The sequence below is a fragment of the Porphyromonas pogonae genome (assembly GCF_036320655.1).
GTDB classification, from domain to species: Bacteria; Bacteroidota; Bacteroidia; order Bacteroidales; family Porphyromonadaceae; genus Porphyromonas; species Porphyromonas pogonae.
In genome coordinates this window covers 1,970,325-1,992,668 of the sequence record NZ_CP143258.1, presented here as the reverse complement: position 1 = coordinate 1,992,668, position 22,344 = coordinate 1,970,325, and the positions used below count along the sequence as shown (strand labels likewise).

Below are 22,344 nucleotides of genomic sequence, written 5' to 3'. Positions count from 1 at the left end.
TTCATCTTGAGTGTTATATCCCTCCTATGATATGAGGAAATCTGCAAGTCATGCATCTTATGATGCCATGACTTGCTGTTTTTTTATTAATAGAAGATCGGTTTTTTCGTTTTGCTTTCAGCTTTGTACTTTCAGATAGTTTTAGATTCAGTTTTTTTACCATATAAGTAGGTGTAGGCACTTCCAACAAACAGGGCACCCCCTATTATGTTACCTATAGTTACCGGCAGTAAATTTTTTACTGCAAAATCAATCCAACTTACATTAGCTCCATGTAATATACCCGTGGGTATATAAAACATGTTAGCTATCGAGTGCTCAAAACCCATGACCACAAATCCCATAATAGGCCACCATAATCCTATTACTCTTCCTACCATACTTCGCGATGATAATGCAAGCCATACAGATAAGCAGACCATCCAATTGGCACCTATACCTCTGATCAAGGCTTGGTACCATGGTAATGCGGTTTTATATTCTGCCACATGAGCTACATAGCTTGCATATACTTCCGGTTTCATCACACCAGACAAATACACAAAAATATAATCGAAGAAAAAGGCTCCTATAAAGTTTGCAATAAAGATAATACCCCAGTTCTTAAGAATGTAAGACTTGGGAATGTCTCCATGTACGGCAGCCGGGATAAGATAAGCATTGTTTCCTGTAAAAAGCTCCGCACCAACAAGGATGACCAGCATAAGACCTAATGGGAATGTTGCCCCGCTAAGAAGTTTGGGGATTATCGGGTTTGCTTCGGCAATGCCGTTTACTCCGGCAGCGGCCATCGTGGAGAGTAATCCTCCCATGCCGATATAAAAGCCGGCAAAAATGCCCAATAAAGCAAGCTTAGGGAAAGGCGTATTATATTTCTTTTTAGCCATCTCTTTTGTGATGGCTATTACTTCTGAAGGTGAATTGATCATAATGTGGTTTCTTAATACTTATAAAATAGATAGTAAATACTTTTTGCTACTAAAAAAGCTATAATTACTCATTTCATAGTAAACCAATACTACTTTTTAGGAGTTATTCTTATGAAATCATAACAAAAATACAAAAGAATTACTATTTGATCATGATAGTTTTATAATTCGATTGTATATTTGTTAGAGATATACACGTAAGATAATCACTTAAACATTCAATTTATTATGGGACAAGAAGATGAAATAATCTGTCATTGTAATGAAATAACTCGAGGTCAGATTGAGAATGCCATTCGTGAGCAAGGGCTTAAAACCATCGATGAAGTTGGCGATGCTATTGATGCTGGCACAGTGTGTGGTAGTTGCCAAGATGATATCCAATCAATCCTTGATGAAATAAACGGATAAATTACACCATCACAACAATGATTGTCGGATTGTTCATGTATGAGCAATCCGATTTTTGTATTCTCTCCTTTATACATCGGCATCCATTATCTTCCGCACATTGATCTGATTGAGGTCTAAATCTATTAAAGTGGGCTAGCTTCAATACAGATTTCCGAAACTCCTTTTTGATATACTTGAGTGAATAGTTTATGTAAGTACAATTATTTTTAGATGTGAGAATCAATGTCTATGTATCAAAATGGGGTCATAATAAAGTGTTTCTTTAATAATGATAATTCAATACTAGCTTGCATTTACTCCTAAAAAGAATTCTTATTTGATTTTAGTGCTCAATTCCAAAAAAAATAAGGCGTATAGGTCAAAAATAGTTGCTTTTACAATCTCAAATCTTCACCATATCATTCTCAAAGATTGATTAGGTCATCTTCAAAGATTGGTAAAGTCAATCTCAAAAGCTTAGAATCAGTAGATAAATTAAGGCAAAGCAAATAAAATCTCACTTGTGTGGGTTAAAAGATGCAGTGTAGCCTTCTGTGAAGAGGCTATACACCTAGTTTTTTCATATCAGATACCAAGAAGTAATCAATATGATCAGCGAAGCAAATTAGGAAACTATTTTTCAATGACCTAAATACTATAATCCTTAGATTTGACTATTATTGAAGTAAGTAAAATCAGCCTTTTGTTGTGACATAGGTGCAAAATGCTTGTCAATTCAAATAAATGTTCTATCTTTGTCTCCGCAATAAGCTTAAAAGCTGATGGTACCATAGCTCAGTTGGTAGAGCAAAGGACTGAAAATCCTTGTGTCCCCGGTTCGATTCCTGGTGGTACCACTTTGAAGAATAGCAAAACGACGTAAACTCCTGAATTTCAGATGAATTCAGGAGTTTTCTTTTTCCTCGAATCTGCAAAATATAGCAGAATATTACCGATCCGGGTGGAGCAAAAGGTGGAGATAAAATAGCACGATTACAATCTCCACCAAATTTGGTTCTTTGTCATTGATATTCAGTGCTTTGCTTGTAGTTGAGTTGTGGGTGATTTCCGAATTTTCGGTGTATAGGTCAAAAAGTAGGCTACTTTTTATAGATATTTTTAGCTTGTTCTAATTATATTTATTTTTGTTTTTGTAAATCAAAACGGAGTAAAGCTCTGCTGAGGAGCAACTTTGCAAGGGATAGATTTTGGGCGCCTAATGCGTGTCTTTAAGAGTGTCTTCATGACACTCTTTTTTAATACGCAGTGGCAGTCCTTATGCCTTTTTTAAGTTTCACAGATTTAATAAAGCCATCTATTAACGTGAGTTCTTTACCTGCTTGTAACTTTGGTTTTGTAGTTAAATACTTTCTCAGAATAGCATATTGGAGGTATTCTGCTGATTTACTTTTTGCGCCAAAAGGTTACTTGAAGCAATCTTTTCTCTGAAATGCGGGATGACTTAGGAGATATAATTTCAAGATCTTGCGGATCGCCTACGGCATTGAAATGTTCAGAAAGACTTTTCTTAAGGGCATCTAATGCGGTTACTGGTTCGCCATCTTTTTTGTATCCACCCAACCAATATTTATGAGGAGTAATATCTAAATTCCAGTTATAGTCGGATGCAATAATCAAGTATCCGTTTTTATTTATACGATCGGATATTGAAGCCAAAAAACTTCTTGGTCGGGCAACCTCCTGTAATATATCAGATATTACCACAATATCATATCCTGTATAAATAGGCTTAAGATTATTGATGTCGGACTGCATGAAGTTGATTTTATCCATTCCTACGCCCAACCCCAAGTCTTTGAGAAGAACTTCTCTGTAAAGAACCAAGTCATTTTCGTCCTTCATCGTGTACCGCATTCCTCCTTGCTCTTGTAGTTGGTTCCCCATTCGCAACATTCTGGCGGTAAAGTCAAGAGCCATGACGGATTTATAATAAGGAGCCAATTCAAAAGCCAACCTCCCGGTATCCGCATTAAGATCAAGAACAGATGCTGATGATATTTCTCCTACAGTCTTACGAATAAGTGCGCTAAGTTTTTTTGCATAATTGGGAATTTCTGCAAATGAATCACCCCAATCTTTTTCGCAAGCCAATGTTACTTCCGGGTCTGTTTCATAATCATTTCTTATTATTATCAGGGGAGCATCGGTTTGAATATATCTAAATCCTGCATGCTGATAAAAATGCCTTCTGAAAGCATATCGAGAATGAATAGTTGCTTCATTTCCTGTAGAAATCCATGAACCTCCTTTTATCAGATTATGCTTGCCATCGAACGTAGGAGTAGAGAAATCATCATATGCTTCATGTACCTTGAATCCCGGAAACCCTGTTATTGAAGTCTCAGTCCATTGCCAAACATTACCTATTACATCAAAGAAATCACCTTGCTTAAAATCATTTACCGGACATGACGATGCATAATATTCAAGATTGATATTTCCGGGAGCTTTATCCCATTCCATCATATCTTTCAAACCTGTAGCCTCATATAAGCAATACCATTCAGCTTCTGTAGGTAAGCGATAGCTTTTTCCAGTCTTTTCACTTTTCCAGTTGCAAAATGCTTTTGCCTCTAAATAGTTAACTTCTACAGGCCAGCTCCATGGCATATCAATTTCTTCGGCCATTAAACGAAGGCGATACTTGTCATCGGATTTACGCCAAAAAAGTGGCATTGTTGCATTCTTAAATGTACGCCAACTCCATCCTTCTTCTGTCCAATACCTTTGAGTATTGTAGCCTTCATCTTGGATAAACTCCAAGAACTCTCTGTTTGACGTAAGGTACTTTGCTGCTTTAAAGTCTTGTACATCTTCATGATATACACCATACTCATTATCCCATCCATAGTATGGATGATCTTTAGGTTTTCCCAATACCATCTTTTTGCCTTGTACAAGTATAAGTTCGTTGGAAGGAGGAGGATTGTCTTTTAAGCAAATTTCGCCGAAACGCCCTCCTACAACTTCATCAATTGGGAGTTGGCGTATCAGTACTGATGATGTTTCCAAGTGAATGCGTTCATGCTCGATTCCCATCATAATAATCCAAAAAGGACTTTGCCAGCGGATAGGCATTTCTAAAGGAGCATTGTCAATCACCTTTAGTACAATATCCTTAACATCGTCTCGGAACTTACGAGTTTCAGACACAGAAGGCCAGTCATAATGATTGTTATTAAGATCATCCCAGCTCATCTCATCCACTCCTATAGCAAATATTGATTCATATGCTGCATTTACCCTTTTGTCAATTATTCTGGTAAGCATGAGTTTATTAATAAAGAAAGCAGCCGTATGTCCAAGATAAAAGAGAATTATATGTCTCAAGGGATCACCTCGGTGATAGAAAATATCATCTGATTTAAGTTGCATATACAACAACTCATCTATTTCCCACGTCTTAAGGAAATACTCCCGTATTTCCTGTCTTTTATGTTCGCTGTCACCGTTGCGTAGGTTTATTGTCTTTGTTATTAAATCTCTCATGACGTGTTACAATTTTTTGTACATGTAAGTTTTTTTCATTTCGAATTGTTCTCCTAAAACCTTAGTCTTCTGCTGAACTATGTGCGCAATGGGATTAAACCCCAAATTTCTATATAAATGTACAGCAGGCATATTATCGTCCCAGACTCGCAATAGAAGGTCGTGATATAAATCCTTCGATAATTCGTTTATCAGTTTTTTAATCATCATAGAGGCTATTCCTTTACCCCGGTAAAGGCTATTCACCATTATTTCAGCTATGTAAATAGCTTGCTTGTAATCAATTTGAGGAGCTTGCTCTTTAGGAAACTCTCTATCATAAGATAAAGGTGTTGCAATGAGTAAGCCTATCAATAGATCATCACTAAATACCATATAACCGGAGCCACTTTCAATTAACTTATCTAAAGTATGGGTAGCTGTTTCGAAAGTAATGCTTTGTGCATATTCTCCCATTGTAAAAGCCTCAATATAAAGCTGAGATATTTCAGCTCTATATTGAGGGTATGTAGATGATGAAAGCGATACGATCTCTATATGATTTTTAGTCATTATAAATGCTTATTTGTATCCAATATCTTTATCTTTAATTCTTATATCTTATTGAACAAATATTTTGTACCACTAGTTCGGATTAAATTCTTTTTTATAAAGTCATGAGGGTTCTAATTCTGCTTACTTTTGTCTATAATGTTGTATTGCCTCTTTTAATTGTGTTAATGCCTGATCCAATAATGTTCTAGGACATGCTATGTTAAAACGCATAAAACCTTCTCCGCCTTGACCAAACATTACTCCGTCATTCAGAGCTAAATGAGCTTTATCAATAAATAAATGAACTAATTCCTTTTGAGGTAGTTTTAGTTCTCTGCAATCCAGAAAAATTAAGAATGATGCTTGAGGGCGTATCATTTTTATTTCGGGAATATGATTCTGTAAGTATTCCTGAGTAAAATCAATATTCCCTTTTATGTAATCTAAAGCCTCCGAAAGCCATTCTTCACCATGAGTATAAGCAGCAATCAAACTTTTATAAGCAAATATGTGACTTTCAGAAAACTCTCCTGCTTCCATAAAATCTTGGAACTTTCTAAGAATATCATGATTTTGAATAATTGTGTATGAAGAAGCAAGTCCCGGCATATTGAAAGCCTTGCTTGGAGCCATAAATACTATACTATTTGAGGATGCATCAGAAGATACGCTTGCAAAAGGATGGTGTTGATATGGTGTTAAGGTCAGATCTGCATGTATTTCATCAGAGAAGACCAATACTCCGTTTTCCTTGCATATGGTCGCTATTTGTCGCAACTCTTCTTTTGTCCATACTCTGCCTCCGGGATTATGAGGGTTGCATAATATAAGCACTTTGCAACCTTTTACATCGTTTCTAAATCTGTCAAAATTGATTTGGTATTGTCCATCGTGTATTTCCAATGGACTAAATATCACCTCTCTCTCTAATTTTTGAGAAACAATGAAAAATGGATGGTATACCGGTGGCATTACTAAGACTTTATCATCCTTTTGAGTAAAGCATTGTAGTGCAAAAGCCAATCCCCTTACTATACCGGGGACAAAAGTTAGTTCCTCAGAGCCCACATCCCAATGGTGGCGTTTACTCAGCCATTTTATAATACTATCACCCCATGTAGCAGGTTTCATTGTATAACCTAAGACTCCTGCATTTAATTGTTTTTGTATTGATTCAATAATAAAGGGGGGAGTGCGAAAGTCCATATCTGCTACCCACATGGGTAATAAGTCATTTCTTCCCCAGCGTTCTGTAAGACCGTCCCATTTTATTGAGTCTGTATGTGTCCGATCTATGATTTCATCAAAATTATATCTCATTGGTTATTTTGCTTTAATACTAAATTTATATCAAGGTTATATATTCTATTATTTTTTGTCTGAATTGAATTATCTAGAAAACTAAAAGTAGACATAATCAATTGTATTTTATTATTTCATCCCCATCTTTTTTAATAATATTAATATCTATACTTCTATGCACGATTGCGTATTTATCATTTGTCTGTAAATACTTTCTTTATTCATTAATTCTTTTGGAGACCCACTTTCTACTACACGACCTTCTTGTAGCACCACTATCTTATCGGCATTGGCTATTGTGCGCATACGATGTGCAATTATAAGAACAGTGCGATTTTTGATAAGGTGTGATAGCGCTTTTTGTATTTGGGTTTCGTTTTCAACGTCAAGCGAAGCTGTAGCCTCATCCAACAATACAATAGGTGCGTCTTTTAAAAGAGCGCGTGCAATAGAAATACGTTGTCTTTCGCCTCCTGATAGTGTATTCCCATTTTCTCCAATGATGGTGTCATAACCCTCAGGCAACTTATTGACAAATTCGTCGCATTGTGCCAAGCTCGCCATTCGTAATACTTCTTCATCTGAAGCCTCTTTACGCCCGATTCGAATATTGTCCATTACGGAAGCATTGAAAAGAACCACATCTTGAAATACAATTGCATAATAATGCAAAAGGGTTTCGGGGTCAATACTGTTAACATTGATCCCTCCTAAAGTTATACTCCCTTTATTGATATCCCAAAATCGTGCGCTCAACTTTGCAGAGGTACTTTTACCTCCTCCTGAAGGGCCTATAAGAGCTGTGACTTCTCCTTGTTTTGCAAGAAAAGAAACATCTTTGAGTACAGATTTACCGTCTTGATAAGAAAAATCTACATGTTCAAATCTTATGTCAAAGTTATTAGGCTCACAGTGTGTTACCCCCTTTTGAGTGGGTAAGTTGAGTATTTCATTCATTCTGTCGATCCTTACATCAATATAGAATAAGATAGCACCTTGATTGAGGACTTGGAGCAAAGGCTCATAAATTACAGACGATATAATAAGAAAGAAAAGATACGTGAGAAAATCTATATTACCCTTGATCAACAAAGTTGCGCCTACGAGAATAAGAGTAGGGAGCCCCATCTTAATAATAGCTTGTATCAGATTAATGATAATTCCTATCTGCAATTCACCTTTTGTTTGATTCTTTTCATAATCATCTAGTTCTGTTTTAAGCTCATTGAGATAACGCTCTTCATGATTGTATGATTTTATTTCCTGGATTTGGTCAATCCCTTCCTGTATTTTTTCGCTCAACTTACGTTTTCTTACGTATTCCTTTTGGTGTATATTCTTTTCTATTTTTTTTGTTCCGATAAAAATAATGAGCACAATAGGTACCACCCAAAACAAAGCAATAGTCAGAGTCCAATTGAAATATCCTAAGCCGAAGAATGCAATTATCAGCGTCAGCGATGCTCCCACAAGTTGGGGTACACAGTGCGAGAATAATTGCTCCAAATCTGCTACATCACTTAATATGGTACTACTAAGATCCGACAGATTTTTTTCGCCAAAGAATGAAAGTGGAAGTTTTCTAAGTTTCTCTGCAATAGAAATGCGTCTATTGGCGCATTCTGTGTAAGTGGTGAGATATGAGCTATTATATTGCCAGTACGATGCTATGTATATAATGATACATGATATTACTATAATTGCAATATATAGCCCAATATGGCTACTTTGATTTATTGTGCCTGACATAAGGGGTAGTAGATCTTTTTCCAAAAAGATATATACCAGCATGATCGGTAGCATGAATGTCAGGTTTTGTAATGTTGTGGCAAAAGATGCTTTGAGAAAATCACGTGCGCCTTTTTCACTCATTGCAAATCGGTTCTGAATATATTTGATCATTGTACTTCCTCCATTTTAATTGTCCAGCGAACTGATTGTTGGTATTCATTCCACATAGTATAGTAAAGGCCTTTGTTATCAAGAAGCTCTTGGTGATTACCTTGTTCTGCTATAGTTCCTTCCTCTATTACTATAATTCTATCTACATTAGTTACAGAAGATAGTCTATGTGCTATCATTACTACAGTCTTATTCTCCATTAGGCTTCTAAGCGCTATTTGTATTTCATGCTCGTTTTCCGGATCTGCAAATGCAGTAGCCTCATCTAACAAAAGAATCGGAGCATCTTTGAGAAATGCACGTGCCAGTGCAATTCGTTGCTGTTCTCCTCCCGATAAATATATACCTTCAGTACCTAATTTGGTATCCAATCCATCAGGAAGCTTATTAATAATATCTTCACATTGAGCCATTTTTATGGCTCTGTCGAGTTCTTCCTGTGAAGCATCGGGCTTGCCATATAATATATTCTCTCTAATAGTTGTTTTGAAAAGGGTAGTATTTTGAAAAACAAAAGAAATATGTTTCATCAATTCTTCAGGAGTTATATGTTTCACATTTATACCACCAATACGGACTTCACCTTGCGTACAATCCCAGAACCTTGCCATTAGGCGTACCAAGGTCGTTTTACCACTACCTGATGCTCCTACCAAAGCATATGTTTTATTTTCAGGAATATGAAGGCTTAAATTATGTATAGCTTCTTTTTCACCCTTATCATAAGTAAATGATACCTTTATCAAATCGATGTCATATTTGATGATTGGCTTATCTTGTTCCTCCGTTTCGAAACAAGGGTATTCACTCATCAACTTATCTATTCTGATAAGTGCCTCATCTGCTTGCTGTTTGCCATGAGACATAAACATGATTTTCATTAAGCTCTGATTGAAGAATGGAGTAATAAGGATATAAAAAATAAGATTGATAACCACTTCTCGCCAGTCGCTTCCTGTATTAATAAGAATTACAGCAAAAGGAATGAGCAAAAATATGAACCCATTCAGAGCTAGAGTATAAATAAGCATTGGAGTACGACTATTCACAGTATATTTCCCGGCCCATTCACTATAGGTCATGATACTTTTGTAAAAACGCTTGAAACTGTATACTGTCTGTTGAAATACTTTTACTACCGGTATTCCTCGTATATACTCCACTGCTTCAGTATTCATTTTTTCCAGAAAATTCATATACTGTGTCATGCTTTCTTGGTATGTTTTATTACCCATCATGTTTTGAAACATCCATACTGCTATGATTAGAGGTATAAGGCATACCAGTCCCATCCTCCAGTCAAAAACAAATAAGAAAATAAATGTTGTCACCAGCATCATAATACCTCCTATAAGATCCGGTAGTTGATGAGCAGTGAATACATGTGTAATACTTGCATTGTCATCAATAATCTTCCTCATTTTTCCCACCGTATTTTTATTGTAAAATCCCAGTGGTATATGCACTGCTTTCTGCATGGCTGTAAAGCGCATGTTTTTTTCGACTCTGAATGCTGCTAAATGTGATAGCATCAATGAAGCAAAATACAAAATGACGCATAGAATAGAGAAGCCAAAGGCTACCCATGCGTAAAGTGAAATAGTGTCTGTAGAGTGATTGTCTTCAAAAATCATACGTACAATAACCCATATGCATATAAAGGGAATCACTCCGGCAATGCTGCTCAGAGCAGAAGTAATGAGAGACATGGTGAGTAACTCTTTTCTATTTCCCATGTACTTCCTCAAATTGGAAATGGTTGATCCTTTCATATAATGAACATTTTTAAGTGTCGTTCAAAAGAAAAGCCCAACATGTTTGTCGGGCTTTTCTCGGATTTATTATAATCCTTGCTTGTCTTGTGAAATTGCATGGCAAAAAATAATTTGGATAGCAATCTGTATCTCCTATATTCTTTCATTTGGCAATGGACGATTTATCAAATACTATTGTTTTATGGCTGGATGAGACTTCGCTGTGTAAATCAATATCTATCTCTTTTAATTAAAACGAGAATCAGGAATACTCTACCCAAAAATTTTACAAACATTTTTATTTCAATTGACAATCAAAAGTATTTATAATTAAAAAAACGTTCAATCCCTCATTATAGTGATTTTACACCTATTTATATACCCTAAAAAGGGGGCATGAGATTTTTATTTCATCTGGTAGTTACATATATTATGAGTAATATTGTATTACAAGTATATACATATAATAATATTGGATGAAAAATTTTCAAAAACTTTTGTTTTTTATTGTCGGCGTGTGTGTCCTTACTTCCTGTTTTTTATACAAGGATGCTTCTCCTGCAATTAAATCACCACGAACTGTTGCTACAACACCCAAACTCAAACAAGCTAAAGACGATGCTGTTTTATGGTATGTAACCGGAGGTAAGTTATCATCTCCAAGTTATCTATTGGGTACATTCCATGTAGTTGGCGGAAGTTATATTGATAGTATTCCTGGTTTCAAAAAAGCATGGACCCATGTCGATCGTCTTGTCACAGAGCAAGACCTTTCTCAAGAGGCTTCCACAAAAATTATGACATATATGCAGGCTGCTATGATAATGCCGGCAGATACAACTTATGATGTTTTGAGTACCCCTCAAGATCTAAAGATATTGAAAGATGCGCTCGAGAGGAATGGATTAGGAGATCAATCTATGCTTAAATTCAGACCTTCTGTAATTGGTCTGATGTTACAATTGGCGGAGTATTCCAAAATCATAGATGAAAATGGTAAAGAGGGAGCAATGGATCGTAATTTACAAAAGCGTGCTTTAAGGGATAAAAAAGAGAACGCTTTTTTTGAGATCCCCGAACAGGCAGCACGTTATATGCGTATTCTATTTACTTCTAAATCATTAGGCAGACAATATGAAGACCTTCTCAATGATATTAAATCTGAAGATTCTTTGAAAAGACAAACAAATCAGATGATTCTTAATTATAAGCATGGTTATCTCCATCGATTATCTACTGATATTGATAAGATGGATAGTGTGTTGAGGAATGTGCTAGTATATGAACGGAATCAGTTGTGGCTGGAAAAGATTATACCATATATTGAGAGTGCCCCTACATTAATAGCTGTAGGTTCAGGGCATTTGGTAGGTAAAGAAGGACTTATTGAAATCCTAAGATCCAAGGGGTACAAAGTTACTCCTATTTTGAAATAATATGAGAGGAAATTCAAGCTTCTTAGACCTACTCAAATCATAACTGTATTTTTTACTGTAATCCCTGAGAAATTCTAATCAAAAGAAAAAAGATCGTCCGATAAACTTCAATAACCTAAGTCGCTCTTCTGAATACAACTTATGTTATTGAAGTTTATCGGACAGTTTTTTTTACTTTGTAAAGACGTTACACTACATGAAAATATAGCGCAGGACAAAGAGCACGCTCAGGATGCACAGTGTTATAGAAATATCTTTCAATTTACCCGATAGTAATTTTACCAATACGTACGAGAGCATCCCGAGTACCATACCTTCAGCGATAGAGTAGGTAAGCACCATTGTGATCATAGTAATAAATGAGGGCATGGCTTCCGATATATCAGTAAGGTCGATATTCTTAATAGCATCAAGCATAAACACCCCAACGAGCACCAATGCTCCTGTAGTAGCAGCACTGGGAACAAGTAAAAACAAAGGCGAGAAAAATAGAGCTATCAAGAAAAAGACTCCTACAAAGAATGCAGTGAGACCCGTTCTTCCGCCTTCGGCAATACCGGATGCACTCTCTACGTAAGTGGTAACAGTAGAGGTTCCCAACATAGCTCCAAGACTAGTTCCTACAGCATCAGCCATCATAGCTTGCTTTATATGTATCACATTTCCGTTTTCATCCATCATATCTGTTTTGGCCGCTGCTCCTATCAATGTGCCTATGGTATTGAATATATCCATAAATACCAAAGCAAAAATGGTTAGTATCATATCGGGACTAAGGAGAGGTGCAAAATCAAGTTTGAGGAATGTAGGGGAAAGACTTTGAGGCATGGATACCGGTGAAAAATGATCCGGCAAAACGGTTACACCCATGGGTATTCCTATAATGGTACAAATAGCAATACCATAAAAAAGACCTCCTTTTACATTGCGTACTACCAATACTCCGCTGATGATAATACCTATTGATGCTAATAATGCAGGCCCGGTAAATTTGCCCAGTGTTACGAATGTAGCGGGATGTGATACTATAATACCTGCATTTTTGAGACCGATGAATGCGATGAACATGCCTATTCCAGCCGAAATAGCAAACCTGAGACTTATAGGGATACAGTTGACTATTTTTTCACGAATATTAAAAACCGTGAGAAGAATAAATATTATACCCTCAATGAATACCGCTGCCAAAGCTGCCTCCCAGCTATATCCCATGCCTTGAACCAGAGTAAACGCGAAGAAAGCGTTTATACCCATACTGGGAGCTTGCGCAAAGGGGAGTTTAGCCAAAAAAGCAAGTAGAATGGTGGCCAAAGCAGATGACAAAGCAGTAGCTGTAAATACAGCGCCCTTATCCATACCTGCTGCTTGTAAGATATCGGGATTGACGGCAAGTATATAACTCATCGTCAGGAAGGTGGTCATCCCCGCAATAAGTTCGGTGCGGAATGAATGTTTTTTGGGATTAAATCCCAATGCTGTATGCCAATTCATGTTTATTATTTTATTTTCCGAAAGTCCATTTCAAAGCCAAGGTAGGTATCCATTTCATCCCTTCGTCTACAAAGTTGTAATAGAATTTCCACTCTGTACCTACGCTCAAGTTAAAATCAGGGCTGAAGCCTTTGAGCCTATTAAGATTGAGCCATAATTGCGGTTCTGAAATGAATATCCAATTACCATAAAACCATTGATCCTGATACCACCAATCAGCGAATCCGCTAAAGAGTAGTTTATCATTTGCAAAGCTGTAACGCCATGTCCCCGTGAGCTGGAATGTATTAGGATTGTCAATACCCCTAATGTATTTGTACATAGGGGTAACAGTAAAGCCGAAATTGCCCTTAGTGCTGTTCCATCCATAGGTCAAACCACCTAAGTAAGCATCATTATAAGAGTATTTATTGGACAGACCTCCATCATATTCCAAATGTAAAGAAAGGGGGGATTTTCCAAGACTAAACTCTCGTGATATTTCCCAATAAGCACTAGAAATGCCGTCTTTGGAATATGTCATGTCTACAAAGAAATAATTACTGCCCCATTTGTCCATATTGAAATGCTCCACTGTTGTGAAAACACGAGGACGAGCGGGTAGATCTTTTGAGTACATGTCGCGACCAAAATCATAATTGAACTGGATGTTTTGTGCGTGTGATGAAGCGCCTAAAAGGATAAATAGGCTGAATACTAAGGTAGAGATTCGTTTCATAGGCCTAAAAAATTAATAGTTCGTTTGTTTTTTAGAAAGCGCAAAGATAGTTTTTTATAACTAAAAACACAATTGCTTACCCTTTTAATTATAATGTGACTCAAATAGGATATATCGGGTGATCAAAAAGATTTCTCTTTGACACATAAATTACCCTTGGGGCTCTTGACAAACTAATCTATACACATATCTCAACGATTTAACATACTTTTATTCAATTTATTGCATTGTATCCTCGTTGTTTTTTTCGTATCTTTATATATGTAACTTAACATTTTCAGGCGTCATAAAAGATGCACGTATCGCTAAGCGATTATATTTCGTCTTGGCAGCAATGACACGTCGTGTGGACGGGGTCATGAACAGTTGTTTTAAGAATCATGCAGAAAGGCAGGGGGCTTATCGACTCCTAAATAATAAAAGATGGAAAATGGATCAGTTTTTGGACTGCGTTACCGCAAATAGCGCACAATGTTGCAAAGATCTTAAGCATGTGCTTTGCATTCAGGATACTACAGAGTTTACTTTTGATAATATCAGTGGCAGATTAAACCCTAATGACGAAGATTATGGGTATGGAACCAACAAGAGTTCGGAGTACAGCATCTTTGCTCATCCTTGCTTGCTCTTTGACCCTGAGACGGAAACCCCTATGGGTTATAGTTCGATTGAGTTGTATAACAGAGATCGCAAAGACGCACGCCAGAAGAAACAGCTGCGTAAAAAAATTGGATTTAATGAGAAAGAATCGTCTCGTTGGGCTGCATCGGCTAAAATGGCAAACGCAAATTTGCCAGAAAATTTACGTAAAACCATGGTGGGTGATCGTGAGAATGATATCTACACCGTCATGAGTAAGACGTTGGAAGAAGGATGTGATTTTCTGATTCGCTCCATTCACAATCGGCTTCTCGAGGGAGATTCAAAATCTAAAAAAGAACGTATCATCGAATGGTTGGATAAACAACCGGTTAGTTTCAGTTGCACATCCCAGATCACTAGGCAAAATGGGCGTAAACCTCGCAAGGCGTTGTTCGACGTCAAATATGCACCAGTCACTTTCGGCAACACAGGTAATGGTAAAGACGATGTTTCAAAGAGTATTAGCTGCCACTACGTTCATGTCAGAGAAGATGCCGGTAGCGTTCCCGAGGGTGAAAAGCCTATCGAATGGCGTTTGCTCACCTCGCACGAAGTAAAGAGTAAGGAAGATGCACTCCGGATTATACAGTGGTACAAGTATCGATGGCATATCGAAGAAGTCTTTAGATTAATGAAAACCAAAGGCTTGGGTATTACCTCTGCCCAATTAGAAAACGGTATGGCGATGAAAAAGCTTATGGCAATGGGGTTCTATGTTGTGCTAAAGTGTATGACTCTAAAGAAAAAATATGACACTGCCAATGAGAGCGTTTCATGTAATCGACTCTTTACAGAGGAAGAGTGCGAGATGCTGCATCTAGAGATGGAAATGCTACATAAAGAGTCTCCTCGATCAAAAGATGGGAATAATCCTTTTCGGGAAGATTCGTTAGCTTGGGCTTCGTGGATAATAGCCCGACTGGGATCATGGAAAGCTTATGTAAAATCTGGCGGACCTCCAGGATATAATACCATGTGCAAAGGTCTAAAGGTTTTCCATGAGCACCTCACTGTACTATCTTTCATGAAACAAAAAAATTAAAAGATGTGTATAAAGATTAGCTTGACAAAGGGGGGTATAATGTTGTATCTTTGTTACTATACGAGTATTTTATACTACAGAAGTGAATTACACTATTAATTAAGATGAAATTTATTGGGATATACAAATGAAACAAGAATTAATATTACATTACAATCGGAGAATGATAGATACTCATATGTGATACTGCATTATGACGAATGGTCGGTCTTAAATATTGTCAGAATTAAAGAGAAAACAAGAAATATCAAATAGTCAAAAAAATAAAAAAAATAAATATCTCAAATTTATAAATTATCCGCAGATAGAGTTCTATAAACCTTTCTGCGGATATTTTGTATTACAAAATAGAGTTTTCCTTTAACTTAGATTTGTTTTTTTTGTAACTAGCTCTCAGTTTTTTTCTAACTAAGAAATTTTCATCACCTAGTTAGAAAATTAATAAGACCTAACTACAAAAATATCACGACCTAGTTCGGGAAATATAATAATAAAATACTTTCACAACAACTTATAATCTAAATCAGCGAAAAAAAAACAATATGATTTATTATTCGATAAATAATGTTACTTTTATTTAATATTCGCCTTAAAAGTTTCTAAGTGATTTTTTATTGAAATTGTAATGTCTGTATAAAATAATCAATTTGATAGAATGCTCGCATTATCACTTTATAAATATCATACTATTCCGAAAAAGTGCGTAAGGCTCAAGAATGTTGTCTTAGATTTTTGAAGGAAAAAAATAACAATAATGAGACTTATATAGGTTCCATTTAAGGAAATTATTTGAGCCTTTATTAATTCTTCGCAAGGGGAAAGTGTTTGATGGGATTGATAAGAGGAGACCGTTGCATAGCAGGCCAATTGCTTCGTTGCTTGCGAGATTCGCGCTTGGTCATTTACCTGAAGTAAACTCCCTGTGCACTCACTCTTAGCGCCTTGCACTTTACCCTCTCTGTCCGGTCAAAGTGTCTTTTGTCGGCTTTGCCTCCAAAATCCACGAGACTGTTGACTTTTGCAACAGTCTCAAGAGAGATATCGATGGAAGGAGCATGTGAGTTCTACAAAGAAGAGAATGGGCATGTTAGTAATTCACCTATGATTAATTACGGGATACTTGAACAGTGAATATCAGTACTAGATTAGGTATAGTGGGAGCTCAATAGTATGAGTGAAGTTTGCTGGTAGTATTAGATGGAAGATTCATATTAGCTGATCAAAATAGAAGCGATTGCCATAAGTCTATTAATGACTTTGTGACAATCGCTTTATAGTTTTTATAAATTGTTGATTCCTAATAGATAGGGTAGGGATTAGTGTTCTGAGGGGCCTTTGACTTCTAATCTTTCTCCTGCCGCTTTTACTACATTGCGGTAGAACTCTTCACTATAACCAGGAAAATTGGGCATTTCACTCAATCCGTAACCATTGGTTTTGAAAGCTCCGTTTTCCTCTTTCTTTTCGTTACCGTCCATGTATTTTACCAGTAAATACTCTCCCAGCCTTTTCCAACGTGCTGTAGCATTCTCTGCTTCATTGATAGAGTAATCTGTAAGGAAAGCGATGGCTTGCTTAGGATCTTTTTTATAGAGCTTTAATGCTTCCTGATCTATCATAGCTTGCTGGGCATCGAATCGATCTTCAAGTTGTTTCTGTACAGGACGTATATCTTTGATCATAGGAGCATAGCGATGATATGCCATATTAGCTACCCAGTTGTGGATCCAAAAAGCTGAAGTCCATGAAAAATGCATCATATCTCCATTGCCGGGTCTATAACATTCCGGAGCTTTTGTCATGGAGCAGTACATTGGCGTAAATACTGCCATATCTGCATCATCAACACCAAACCACAATACGCCTCCTATAGGATCGGGTAACTTATTTCTTAGTTGCGCCACAAGCACAAATCCTGTTTGTTGGGTGGCAACAGCTCTTTCATTGAAATATTCTTTACCATCCACTTTGAAATTCATAGGTCTCCAGCGGTAGGGTACATTGTAAGGACCTGCTCCAGGATCATTGGTCATGCAGAGTTCTGTTCCTTCGTAATGATTGCGCATGGCTTTTCTTACATCAGCTACAGAAACTTTACGATCAGGAACGATATATAGAGGCATAGGCTTTTGTGTTACATCGCCTTTTACAAGTGGGAGGTATTTGTCCATGTCTTTGCTAAATTCACGGAAAAACGACCAAACTCGCGCCTCACAGCCTCTAAGCCCCCCTGATGTATAGGGATTGTATGCAGCTTGGAAACTGAAATCTTTGTCATTACCCTTAAAATAACCTTTTTCACGAGCTAAATTCACCACATCTTTCTCATACATGCAGTTTTCCTTGTCATTGAATGGTATTTGTTGGATACGTGCTTGATTGGCATGCCCAGAGATAGCATTGTCAGGTATTCTGATGGCTACCCATACAGCTCCTTTTTTGCCCGGACCTTTGCCAATCATCTCCAAAATCCATACTTCGTTCTTATCTGCAATAGTAAATGACTCGCCTGAGCTGTGATAACCATAATCACGTACCAGATCAGTCATGACTTTTATTGCTTCTCTTGCAGTCTTGGAGCGTTGTAGTCCTATATAAATAAGACTTCCGTAGTCGATCATTCCTTTTTCGTCGACCAGCTCTTTGCGCCCACCCCAAGTACTTTCTGTGATTGCCACCTGATGTTCGTTGATATTGCCTATGACAGAATAAGTCTGAGAAGCTTGAGGTATGAATCCCAGTGGCTTATTGGTGTCCCATTCGATGATAGGACGCATGGTGCCTACAGGATATTTTCCCGGAGCATAATGATAGAGTTCGCCATACAGTGTGTGCGAATCTGCTGCATAACTAATAATTACAGATCCGTCTGTGGATGCTTTTTTCCCTACAATCAGATCAGAACAAGCCTTTGAAGGCGTGGACAACATACATGATCCGACGATGATAGAAAAAACTGAAAGAAAATAACTTTTTTTCATGTTTAATGAAGTGTCTATTCGGTTTAAATACGATTGTTTAGAAAGAGCCTAATATACCCTCAATAATCTTAGCCCACTCGTAATAACTAATGGAGTGTCTTACAATGATTCTTATAAAGTGTCATGTTGAACTACTAGGGGGATTTATGATCAATATATAGACTCATAATGATAGCCTATGTACATATGCCTTAATATCCTCTATATATTGTGTGGTATATTACACAAGTATTTTATAAAGATAGCAAAATAATCATAAATATACAGCCATGAGAATTATAACTCATCCTCATGGCTGTAAATAATATATGCTAAAGAATACTCTTAGCTCAACTTATGGATTACAAGACCTGAACGAAGTTTAGGCTCAAACCATGTAGTCTTTGGAGGCATGATATTACCTGAGTCTGCAATATCGATAAGTTGTTTCATCGATACGGGATATAGAGCCAAAGCCATCTTCATTTCTCCGCTATCAACACGTTTTTTCAACTCTCCCAAACCTCTTATGCCACCGACGAAATCAATGCGCTTGTCTGTTCTGAGGTCTTTGATTCCAAGTATTTTATCTAAAATCAAGTTAGAAGAGATGGTAACATCCAATACTCCTATAGGATCATTGTCGTTGAATGTGCCGGGCTTGGCTGTAAGTGAATACCACTCACCTCCTAAGTACAAGGAGAAGTTGTGCAGTTTGGAAGGCTTATAGATTTCTTTACCTTCTTTCTTTACTTCAAAGTTTTCTTCCAGTTTCTTGAGGAATTCTTCTTCTGATAATCCGTTGAGGTCTTTTACAACACGATTGTAGTCAATGATTGTAAGTTGCTCATCAGGGAAGCATACAGCCATGAAATAGTTGTATTCTTCGTCTCCTTTATGATTAGGATTTTGTTTTGCTTTTTCTGCTCCTACCAATGCAGCAGCAGCAGAACGATGGTGACCGTCTGCGATGTAAAGAGCCGGCATGCGCTCAAAAAGCTCAGTGATTCTTTTGATATCCTCATCATTGTCAATGATCCAAAAGTGATGACCAAATCCATCGAAATCTGCTACATAATCATATTCGGGTTCTTTGGCTGTATATTTCTTTACAATGGTATCAATCTCTGCATTTTCAGGATAAGCAAAGAATACTGGTTCTATATTGGCATTGTTGACACGTACATGCTTCATACGGTCTTCTTCTTTATCCTTACGAGTCAATTCGTGTTTTTTGATTACACCATTCATGTAATCATCTACGTAAGCACATACCACAAGACCATATTGAGTTTTGCCGTTCATTGTTTGGGCATAAACGTAATAATTCTCTTTATCGTCTTGTTTGAGCCAGCCCTTGTCTTGGAACTTTTGGAAATTCTCAGCGGCTTTTTGGTATACTTTCTCATCGTGTTCGTCTGTGCCTACCGGAAAATCGATTTCAGGTCGTATAATATGGTATAAAGACATTTCATTGCCTTTTGCTTCCTCACGAGCTTCTTCTGAGTTGAGTACATCATAAGGACGTGAAGCTACTTTTTCTACTAAATTCTTTGGGGGTCTTACACCCTTGAATGGTTTAATTCTTGCCATAAATATAATGTATGTATTGGGTGACCAAAAGCTCTCGAGTAAGGTTATAAACATTACCAGAGAGCTTTAGATCAATTTTTGACTTATAAAATTATTTGTTTACTCTGAATTTCTCCACACCATTTTTGATAAAATCAACGATCTGGTTAGCAGCAGCCAAGCCGGCATTATTATTAGCCTCTCCTGTTTGTGCTCCCATCTTTTTAGGTGTAGCAAAATATCTATCGCCAAACTCTTTCATTGCAGCGTCATTGCCAGGTGTGATATCAGTGTAATATTTGATATCCTCTCTATCCTTCATAGCTTTAAATACCCCTTCTTCATCAATGATTTCTTTGCGAGCTGTATTAACTAATACGGCTTTTTTAGGCATCATTGAAATGAGTTCATAGTTGATAGAGCCTTTTGTTTCGGGAGTAGCTGGTATGTGTAATGAAATCACATCGCAGGTTTTGAAAAGATCTTCTTTTGTATCTACGTGTTTTACGCCTTCTTTTTCCATACTCTCTTTGGGAGTAAAGGGGTCGAAAGCATAGATTTCCATTCCTATACCTTTGGCAATTCTTGCTACATTACGACCAACGTTTCCGTAAGCAAGTAATCCCAATTTTTTGCCCATCAATTCTGATCCGGAGGTGCCGTTGAATCGGTTTCTTGCTCCAAATAAAAGCATTCCGATAACAAGCTCTGCTACAGCATTGGCATTTTGTCCGGGAGTATTCATTACACAAACATTGTGTTGGGTAGCAGAGTTCAGGTCTACATTGTCATAACCGGCACCGGCTCTTACCACAATTTTGAGATTCTTGGCTGCATCGAAAACATCATTGTCTATCACATCACTTCTGATGATAATAGCATCTACATCCTCAACAGCTTTGAGTAAAGCGGATTTGTCTGCGTACTTTTCTAGTAATACCGTTTCAAACCCCGCCTGTGTAAGTATATCTTTTATGCCTTCCACTGCACTGGCTGCAAAAGGCTTTTCGGTAGCTATTAAAACTTTTGTCATAATATTAAAGATCTAATTAGGTTAGCCAAATTTTTTTAATCGAAAATAAGCATTAATTAATGCTTATTTTCGAAGTCTTTCATTGCCTGTACCAATGCTTCTACACTTGATTTGGGCATTGCATTGTAAAGGGAAGCACGGAATCCTCCAACAGATCTGTGACCCTTGATGCCTACCATACCACGCTCTGCAGCAAATGTAGCGAATTCAGGTTCGAGTTCTTTGTACTCGTCATTCATTACAAAGCATATATTCATGAGAGATCTATCTTCTACCGCTACTGTGCCTTTGAACAATCTATTACGATCAATTTCATCATACAATAAACCGGCTTTCTCAATGTTCATTTTTTCAAGCACTTTTACTCCGCCCAATTCTTTGTACCACTTCAGTGTCTGTAGCGCTACATATATTGGAAATACGGGAGGTGTATTGTACATAGAATCCTTTTTGATGTGGATATTATAATCCAGCATAGCAGGTAATGGACGATCTACATGACCCAAGGCATCTTTTCTTACAAGTACGAAAGTAGCACCTGCAGGAGCGATGTTTTTTTGAGCTCCACCATAAATCAGATCATATTTGGATACATCTACAGGGCGAGTGAAAATATCTGAAGACATATCTGCCACTAACCTTACATTAGTATCAAAGTCTTTGCGAATCTCTGTTCCGTAGATTGTGTTATTACTGGTGTAGTGGAAATAGTCTACATCTTCAGGGATAAAAAAACCCTTGGGGATGTATGAGAAATTTTTGTCTTCGGAAGATGCTAATACTTCAACATCTCCTACATATTTAGCTTGCTTGATAGCATTGGTTGCCCATGTTCCTGTATTAATATAGGCAGCCTTCTTTTGCAGTAGGTTCAAAGGCGCCATATAAAACTGCAAACTTGCACCGCCTCCGAGGAACAGTACTTCGTAGCCATCAGGAGCATCGATAAGTTCTTTGAATAACTTACGAGCCTCCTCCATCACTGCAGTAAATTCTTTGCCACGGTGAGATACTTCCAATAATGAAAGACCTGTACCTGCAAAATTCATTACAGCATCGGCTGCATTCTTAATTACTTCATCATGTAAGATTGATGGTCCCGCTGAGAAATTGTGCTTCTTCATAG

At 37.2% G+C, this 22,344-nt stretch carries 15 protein-coding genes and 1 tRNA gene; 4 read left to right on the top strand and 12 right to left on the bottom strand.

All coding sequences use genetic code 11. The features are described 5' to 3' along the window. Positions 1 to 131: 131 nt before the first annotated feature. Entirely contained in the window at positions 132 to 929 is a 798-nt protein-coding gene (locus VYJ22_RS07900) for a formate/nitrite transporter family protein (protein ID WP_329903402.1), read from the bottom strand. A gap of 228 nt (positions 930 to 1,157) precedes the next feature. Here VYJ22_RS07900 and VYJ22_RS07895 point away from each other — a divergent pair, with 228 nt between their 5' ends. Continuing rightward, positions 1,158 to 1,340, top strand: coding sequence for a (2Fe-2S)-binding protein (locus tag VYJ22_RS07895; RefSeq protein ID WP_329903401.1), 183 nt, complete (start codon positions 1,158 to 1,160; stop codon positions 1,338 to 1,340). 766 nt (positions 1,341 to 2,106) lie between these two features. Continuing rightward, positions 2,107 to 2,179, top strand: a tRNA-Phe gene (locus VYJ22_RS07890). Between the two features lie 547 nt (positions 2,180 to 2,726). Here the strand turns inward: VYJ22_RS07890 and ovoA are convergent. From ovoA to VYJ22_RS07865, 5 genes are all read right to left on the bottom strand, one after another. Next, positions 2,727 to 4,832, bottom strand: a complete 2,106-nt coding sequence (gene ovoA / locus VYJ22_RS07885) for a 5-histidylcysteine sulfoxide synthase (RefSeq protein WP_329903400.1) — start codon at positions 4,830 to 4,832, stop codon at positions 2,727 to 2,729. 6 nt (positions 4,833 to 4,838) lie between these two features. Beyond that, on the bottom strand, positions 4,839 to 5,384 hold the full coding sequence (locus tag VYJ22_RS07880) for a GNAT family N-acetyltransferase (protein WP_329903399.1): 546 nt from the start codon (positions 5,382 to 5,384) through the stop codon (positions 4,839 to 4,841). A gap of 123 nt (positions 5,385 to 5,507) precedes the next feature. Beyond that, complete coding sequence (locus VYJ22_RS07875) at positions 5,508 to 6,686, bottom strand: MalY/PatB family protein (protein ID WP_329903398.1); 1,179 nt, start codon at positions 6,684 to 6,686, stop codon at positions 5,508 to 5,510. Positions 6,687 to 6,833: 147 nt separating this feature from the next. Continuing rightward, positions 6,834 to 8,570: an ABC transporter ATP-binding protein gene (locus tag VYJ22_RS07870; RefSeq protein WP_329903397.1), complete on the bottom strand. Its 1,737-nt coding sequence runs from the start codon at positions 8,568 to 8,570 to the stop codon at positions 6,834 to 6,836. Then, on the bottom strand, positions 8,567 to 10,342 hold the full coding sequence (locus VYJ22_RS07865) for an ABC transporter ATP-binding protein (RefSeq protein ID WP_329903396.1): 1,776 nt from the start codon (positions 10,340 to 10,342) through the stop codon (positions 8,567 to 8,569). Before VYJ22_RS07865 ends, VYJ22_RS07870 begins: the two co-directional genes overlap by 4 nt. A gap of 458 nt (positions 10,343 to 10,800) precedes the next feature. On the opposite strand from VYJ22_RS07865, the gene VYJ22_RS07860 reads away from it, so the two are divergent. Then, positions 10,801 to 11,760 (top strand): TraB/GumN family protein, encoded by a 960-nt coding sequence (locus VYJ22_RS07860; RefSeq protein ID WP_329903394.1) that lies wholly within the window; start codon positions 10,801 to 10,803, stop codon positions 11,758 to 11,760. A gap of 192 nt (positions 11,761 to 11,952) precedes the next feature. Here the strand turns inward: VYJ22_RS07860 and VYJ22_RS07855 are convergent, their stop codons facing one another. Further along, positions 11,953 to 13,251: an NCS2 family permease gene (locus VYJ22_RS07855; RefSeq protein WP_329903392.1), complete on the bottom strand. Its 1,299-nt coding sequence runs from the start codon at positions 13,249 to 13,251 to the stop codon at positions 11,953 to 11,955. Positions 13,252 to 13,261: 10 nt separating this feature from the next. Further along, the gene (locus VYJ22_RS07850) at positions 13,262 to 13,969 is read right to left on the bottom strand and encodes a DUF5020 family protein (protein ID WP_329903391.1); all 708 of its coding nucleotides are present in this window, start codon (positions 13,967 to 13,969) and stop codon (positions 13,262 to 13,264) included. Positions 13,970 to 14,303: 334 nt separating this feature from the next. On the opposite strand from VYJ22_RS07850, the gene VYJ22_RS07845 reads away from it, so the two are divergent. Beyond that, the gene (locus VYJ22_RS07845) at positions 14,304 to 15,653 is read left to right on the top strand and encodes an IS4 family transposase (protein ID WP_329903389.1); all 1,350 of its coding nucleotides are present in this window, start codon (positions 14,304 to 14,306) and stop codon (positions 15,651 to 15,653) included. A gap of 1,316 nt (positions 15,654 to 16,969) precedes the next feature. Here the strand turns inward: VYJ22_RS07845 and VYJ22_RS07840 are convergent. The 4 genes from VYJ22_RS07840 to serC all read right to left on the bottom strand — a co-directional run bounded on the left by VYJ22_RS07840 (position 16,970) and on the right by serC (position 22,342). Then, positions 16,970 to 18,634, bottom strand: a complete 1,665-nt coding sequence (locus VYJ22_RS07840; protein ID WP_329903387.1) for a dipeptidase — start codon at positions 18,632 to 18,634, stop codon at positions 16,970 to 16,972. 324 nt (positions 18,635 to 18,958) lie between these two features. Further along, a complete protein-coding gene (locus tag VYJ22_RS07835) occupies positions 18,959 to 20,206 on the bottom strand; it encodes a DUF1015 domain-containing protein (RefSeq protein WP_329903385.1) in 1,248 nt (415 codons plus the stop codon). Between the two features lie 91 nt (positions 20,207 to 20,297). Further along, a complete protein-coding gene (locus tag VYJ22_RS07830) occupies positions 20,298 to 21,218 on the bottom strand; it encodes an NAD(P)-dependent oxidoreductase (protein ID WP_329903384.1) in 921 nt (306 codons plus the stop codon). Between the two features lie 56 nt (positions 21,219 to 21,274). Then, entirely contained in the window at positions 21,275 to 22,342 is a 1,068-nt protein-coding gene (serC, locus tag VYJ22_RS07825; RefSeq protein WP_329903383.1) for a 3-phosphoserine/phosphohydroxythreonine transaminase, read from the bottom strand. Between the last annotated feature and the right edge of the window lie 2 nt (positions 22,343 to 22,344).

Bases quoted from the DNA above. Each gene is read 5' to 3' on its own strand.
- VYJ22_RS07900 (WP_329903402.1), bottom strand. From the start codon at position 929: ATGATCAATTCACCTTCAGAAGTAATAGCCATCACAAAAGAGATGGCT.
- VYJ22_RS07895 (WP_329903401.1), top strand. From the start codon at position 1,158: ATGGGACAAGAAGATGAAATAATCTGTCATTGTAATGAAATAACTCGA.
- ovoA (WP_329903400.1), bottom strand. From the start codon at position 4,832: ATGAGAGATTTAATAACAAAGACAATAAACCTACGCAACGGTGACAGC.
- VYJ22_RS07880 (WP_329903399.1), bottom strand. From the start codon at position 5,384: ATGACTAAAAATCATATAGAGATCGTATCGCTTTCATCATCTACATAC.
- VYJ22_RS07875 (WP_329903398.1), bottom strand. From the start codon at position 6,686: ATGAGATATAATTTTGATGAAATCATAGATCGGACACATACAGACTCA.
- VYJ22_RS07870 (WP_329903397.1), bottom strand. From the start codon at position 8,570: ATGATCAAATATATTCAGAACCGATTTGCAATGAGTGAAAAAGGCGCA.
- VYJ22_RS07865 (WP_329903396.1), bottom strand. From the start codon at position 10,342: ATGAAAGGATCAACCATTTCCAATTTGAGGAAGTACATGGGAAATAGA.
- VYJ22_RS07860 (WP_329903394.1), top strand. From the start codon at position 10,801: ATGAAAAATTTTCAAAAACTTTTGTTTTTTATTGTCGGCGTGTGTGTC.
- VYJ22_RS07855 (WP_329903392.1), bottom strand. From the start codon at position 13,251: ATGAATTGGCATACAGCATTGGGATTTAATCCCAAAAAACATTCATTC.
- VYJ22_RS07850 (WP_329903391.1), bottom strand. From the start codon at position 13,969: ATGAAACGAATCTCTACCTTAGTATTCAGCCTATTTATCCTTTTAGGC.
- VYJ22_RS07845 (WP_329903389.1), top strand. From the start codon at position 14,304: ATGACACGTCGTGTGGACGGGGTCATGAACAGTTGTTTTAAGAATCAT.
- VYJ22_RS07840 (WP_329903387.1), bottom strand. From the start codon at position 18,634: ATGAAAAAAAGTTATTTTCTTTCAGTTTTTTCTATCATCGTCGGATCA.
- VYJ22_RS07835 (WP_329903385.1), bottom strand. From the start codon at position 20,206: ATGGCAAGAATTAAACCATTCAAGGGTGTAAGACCCCCAAAGAATTTA.
- VYJ22_RS07830 (WP_329903384.1), bottom strand. From the start codon at position 21,218: ATGACAAAAGTTTTAATAGCTACCGAAAAGCCTTTTGCAGCCAGTGCA.
- serC (WP_329903383.1), bottom strand. From the start codon at position 22,342: ATGAAGAAGCACAATTTCTCAGCGGGACCATCAATCTTACATGATGAA.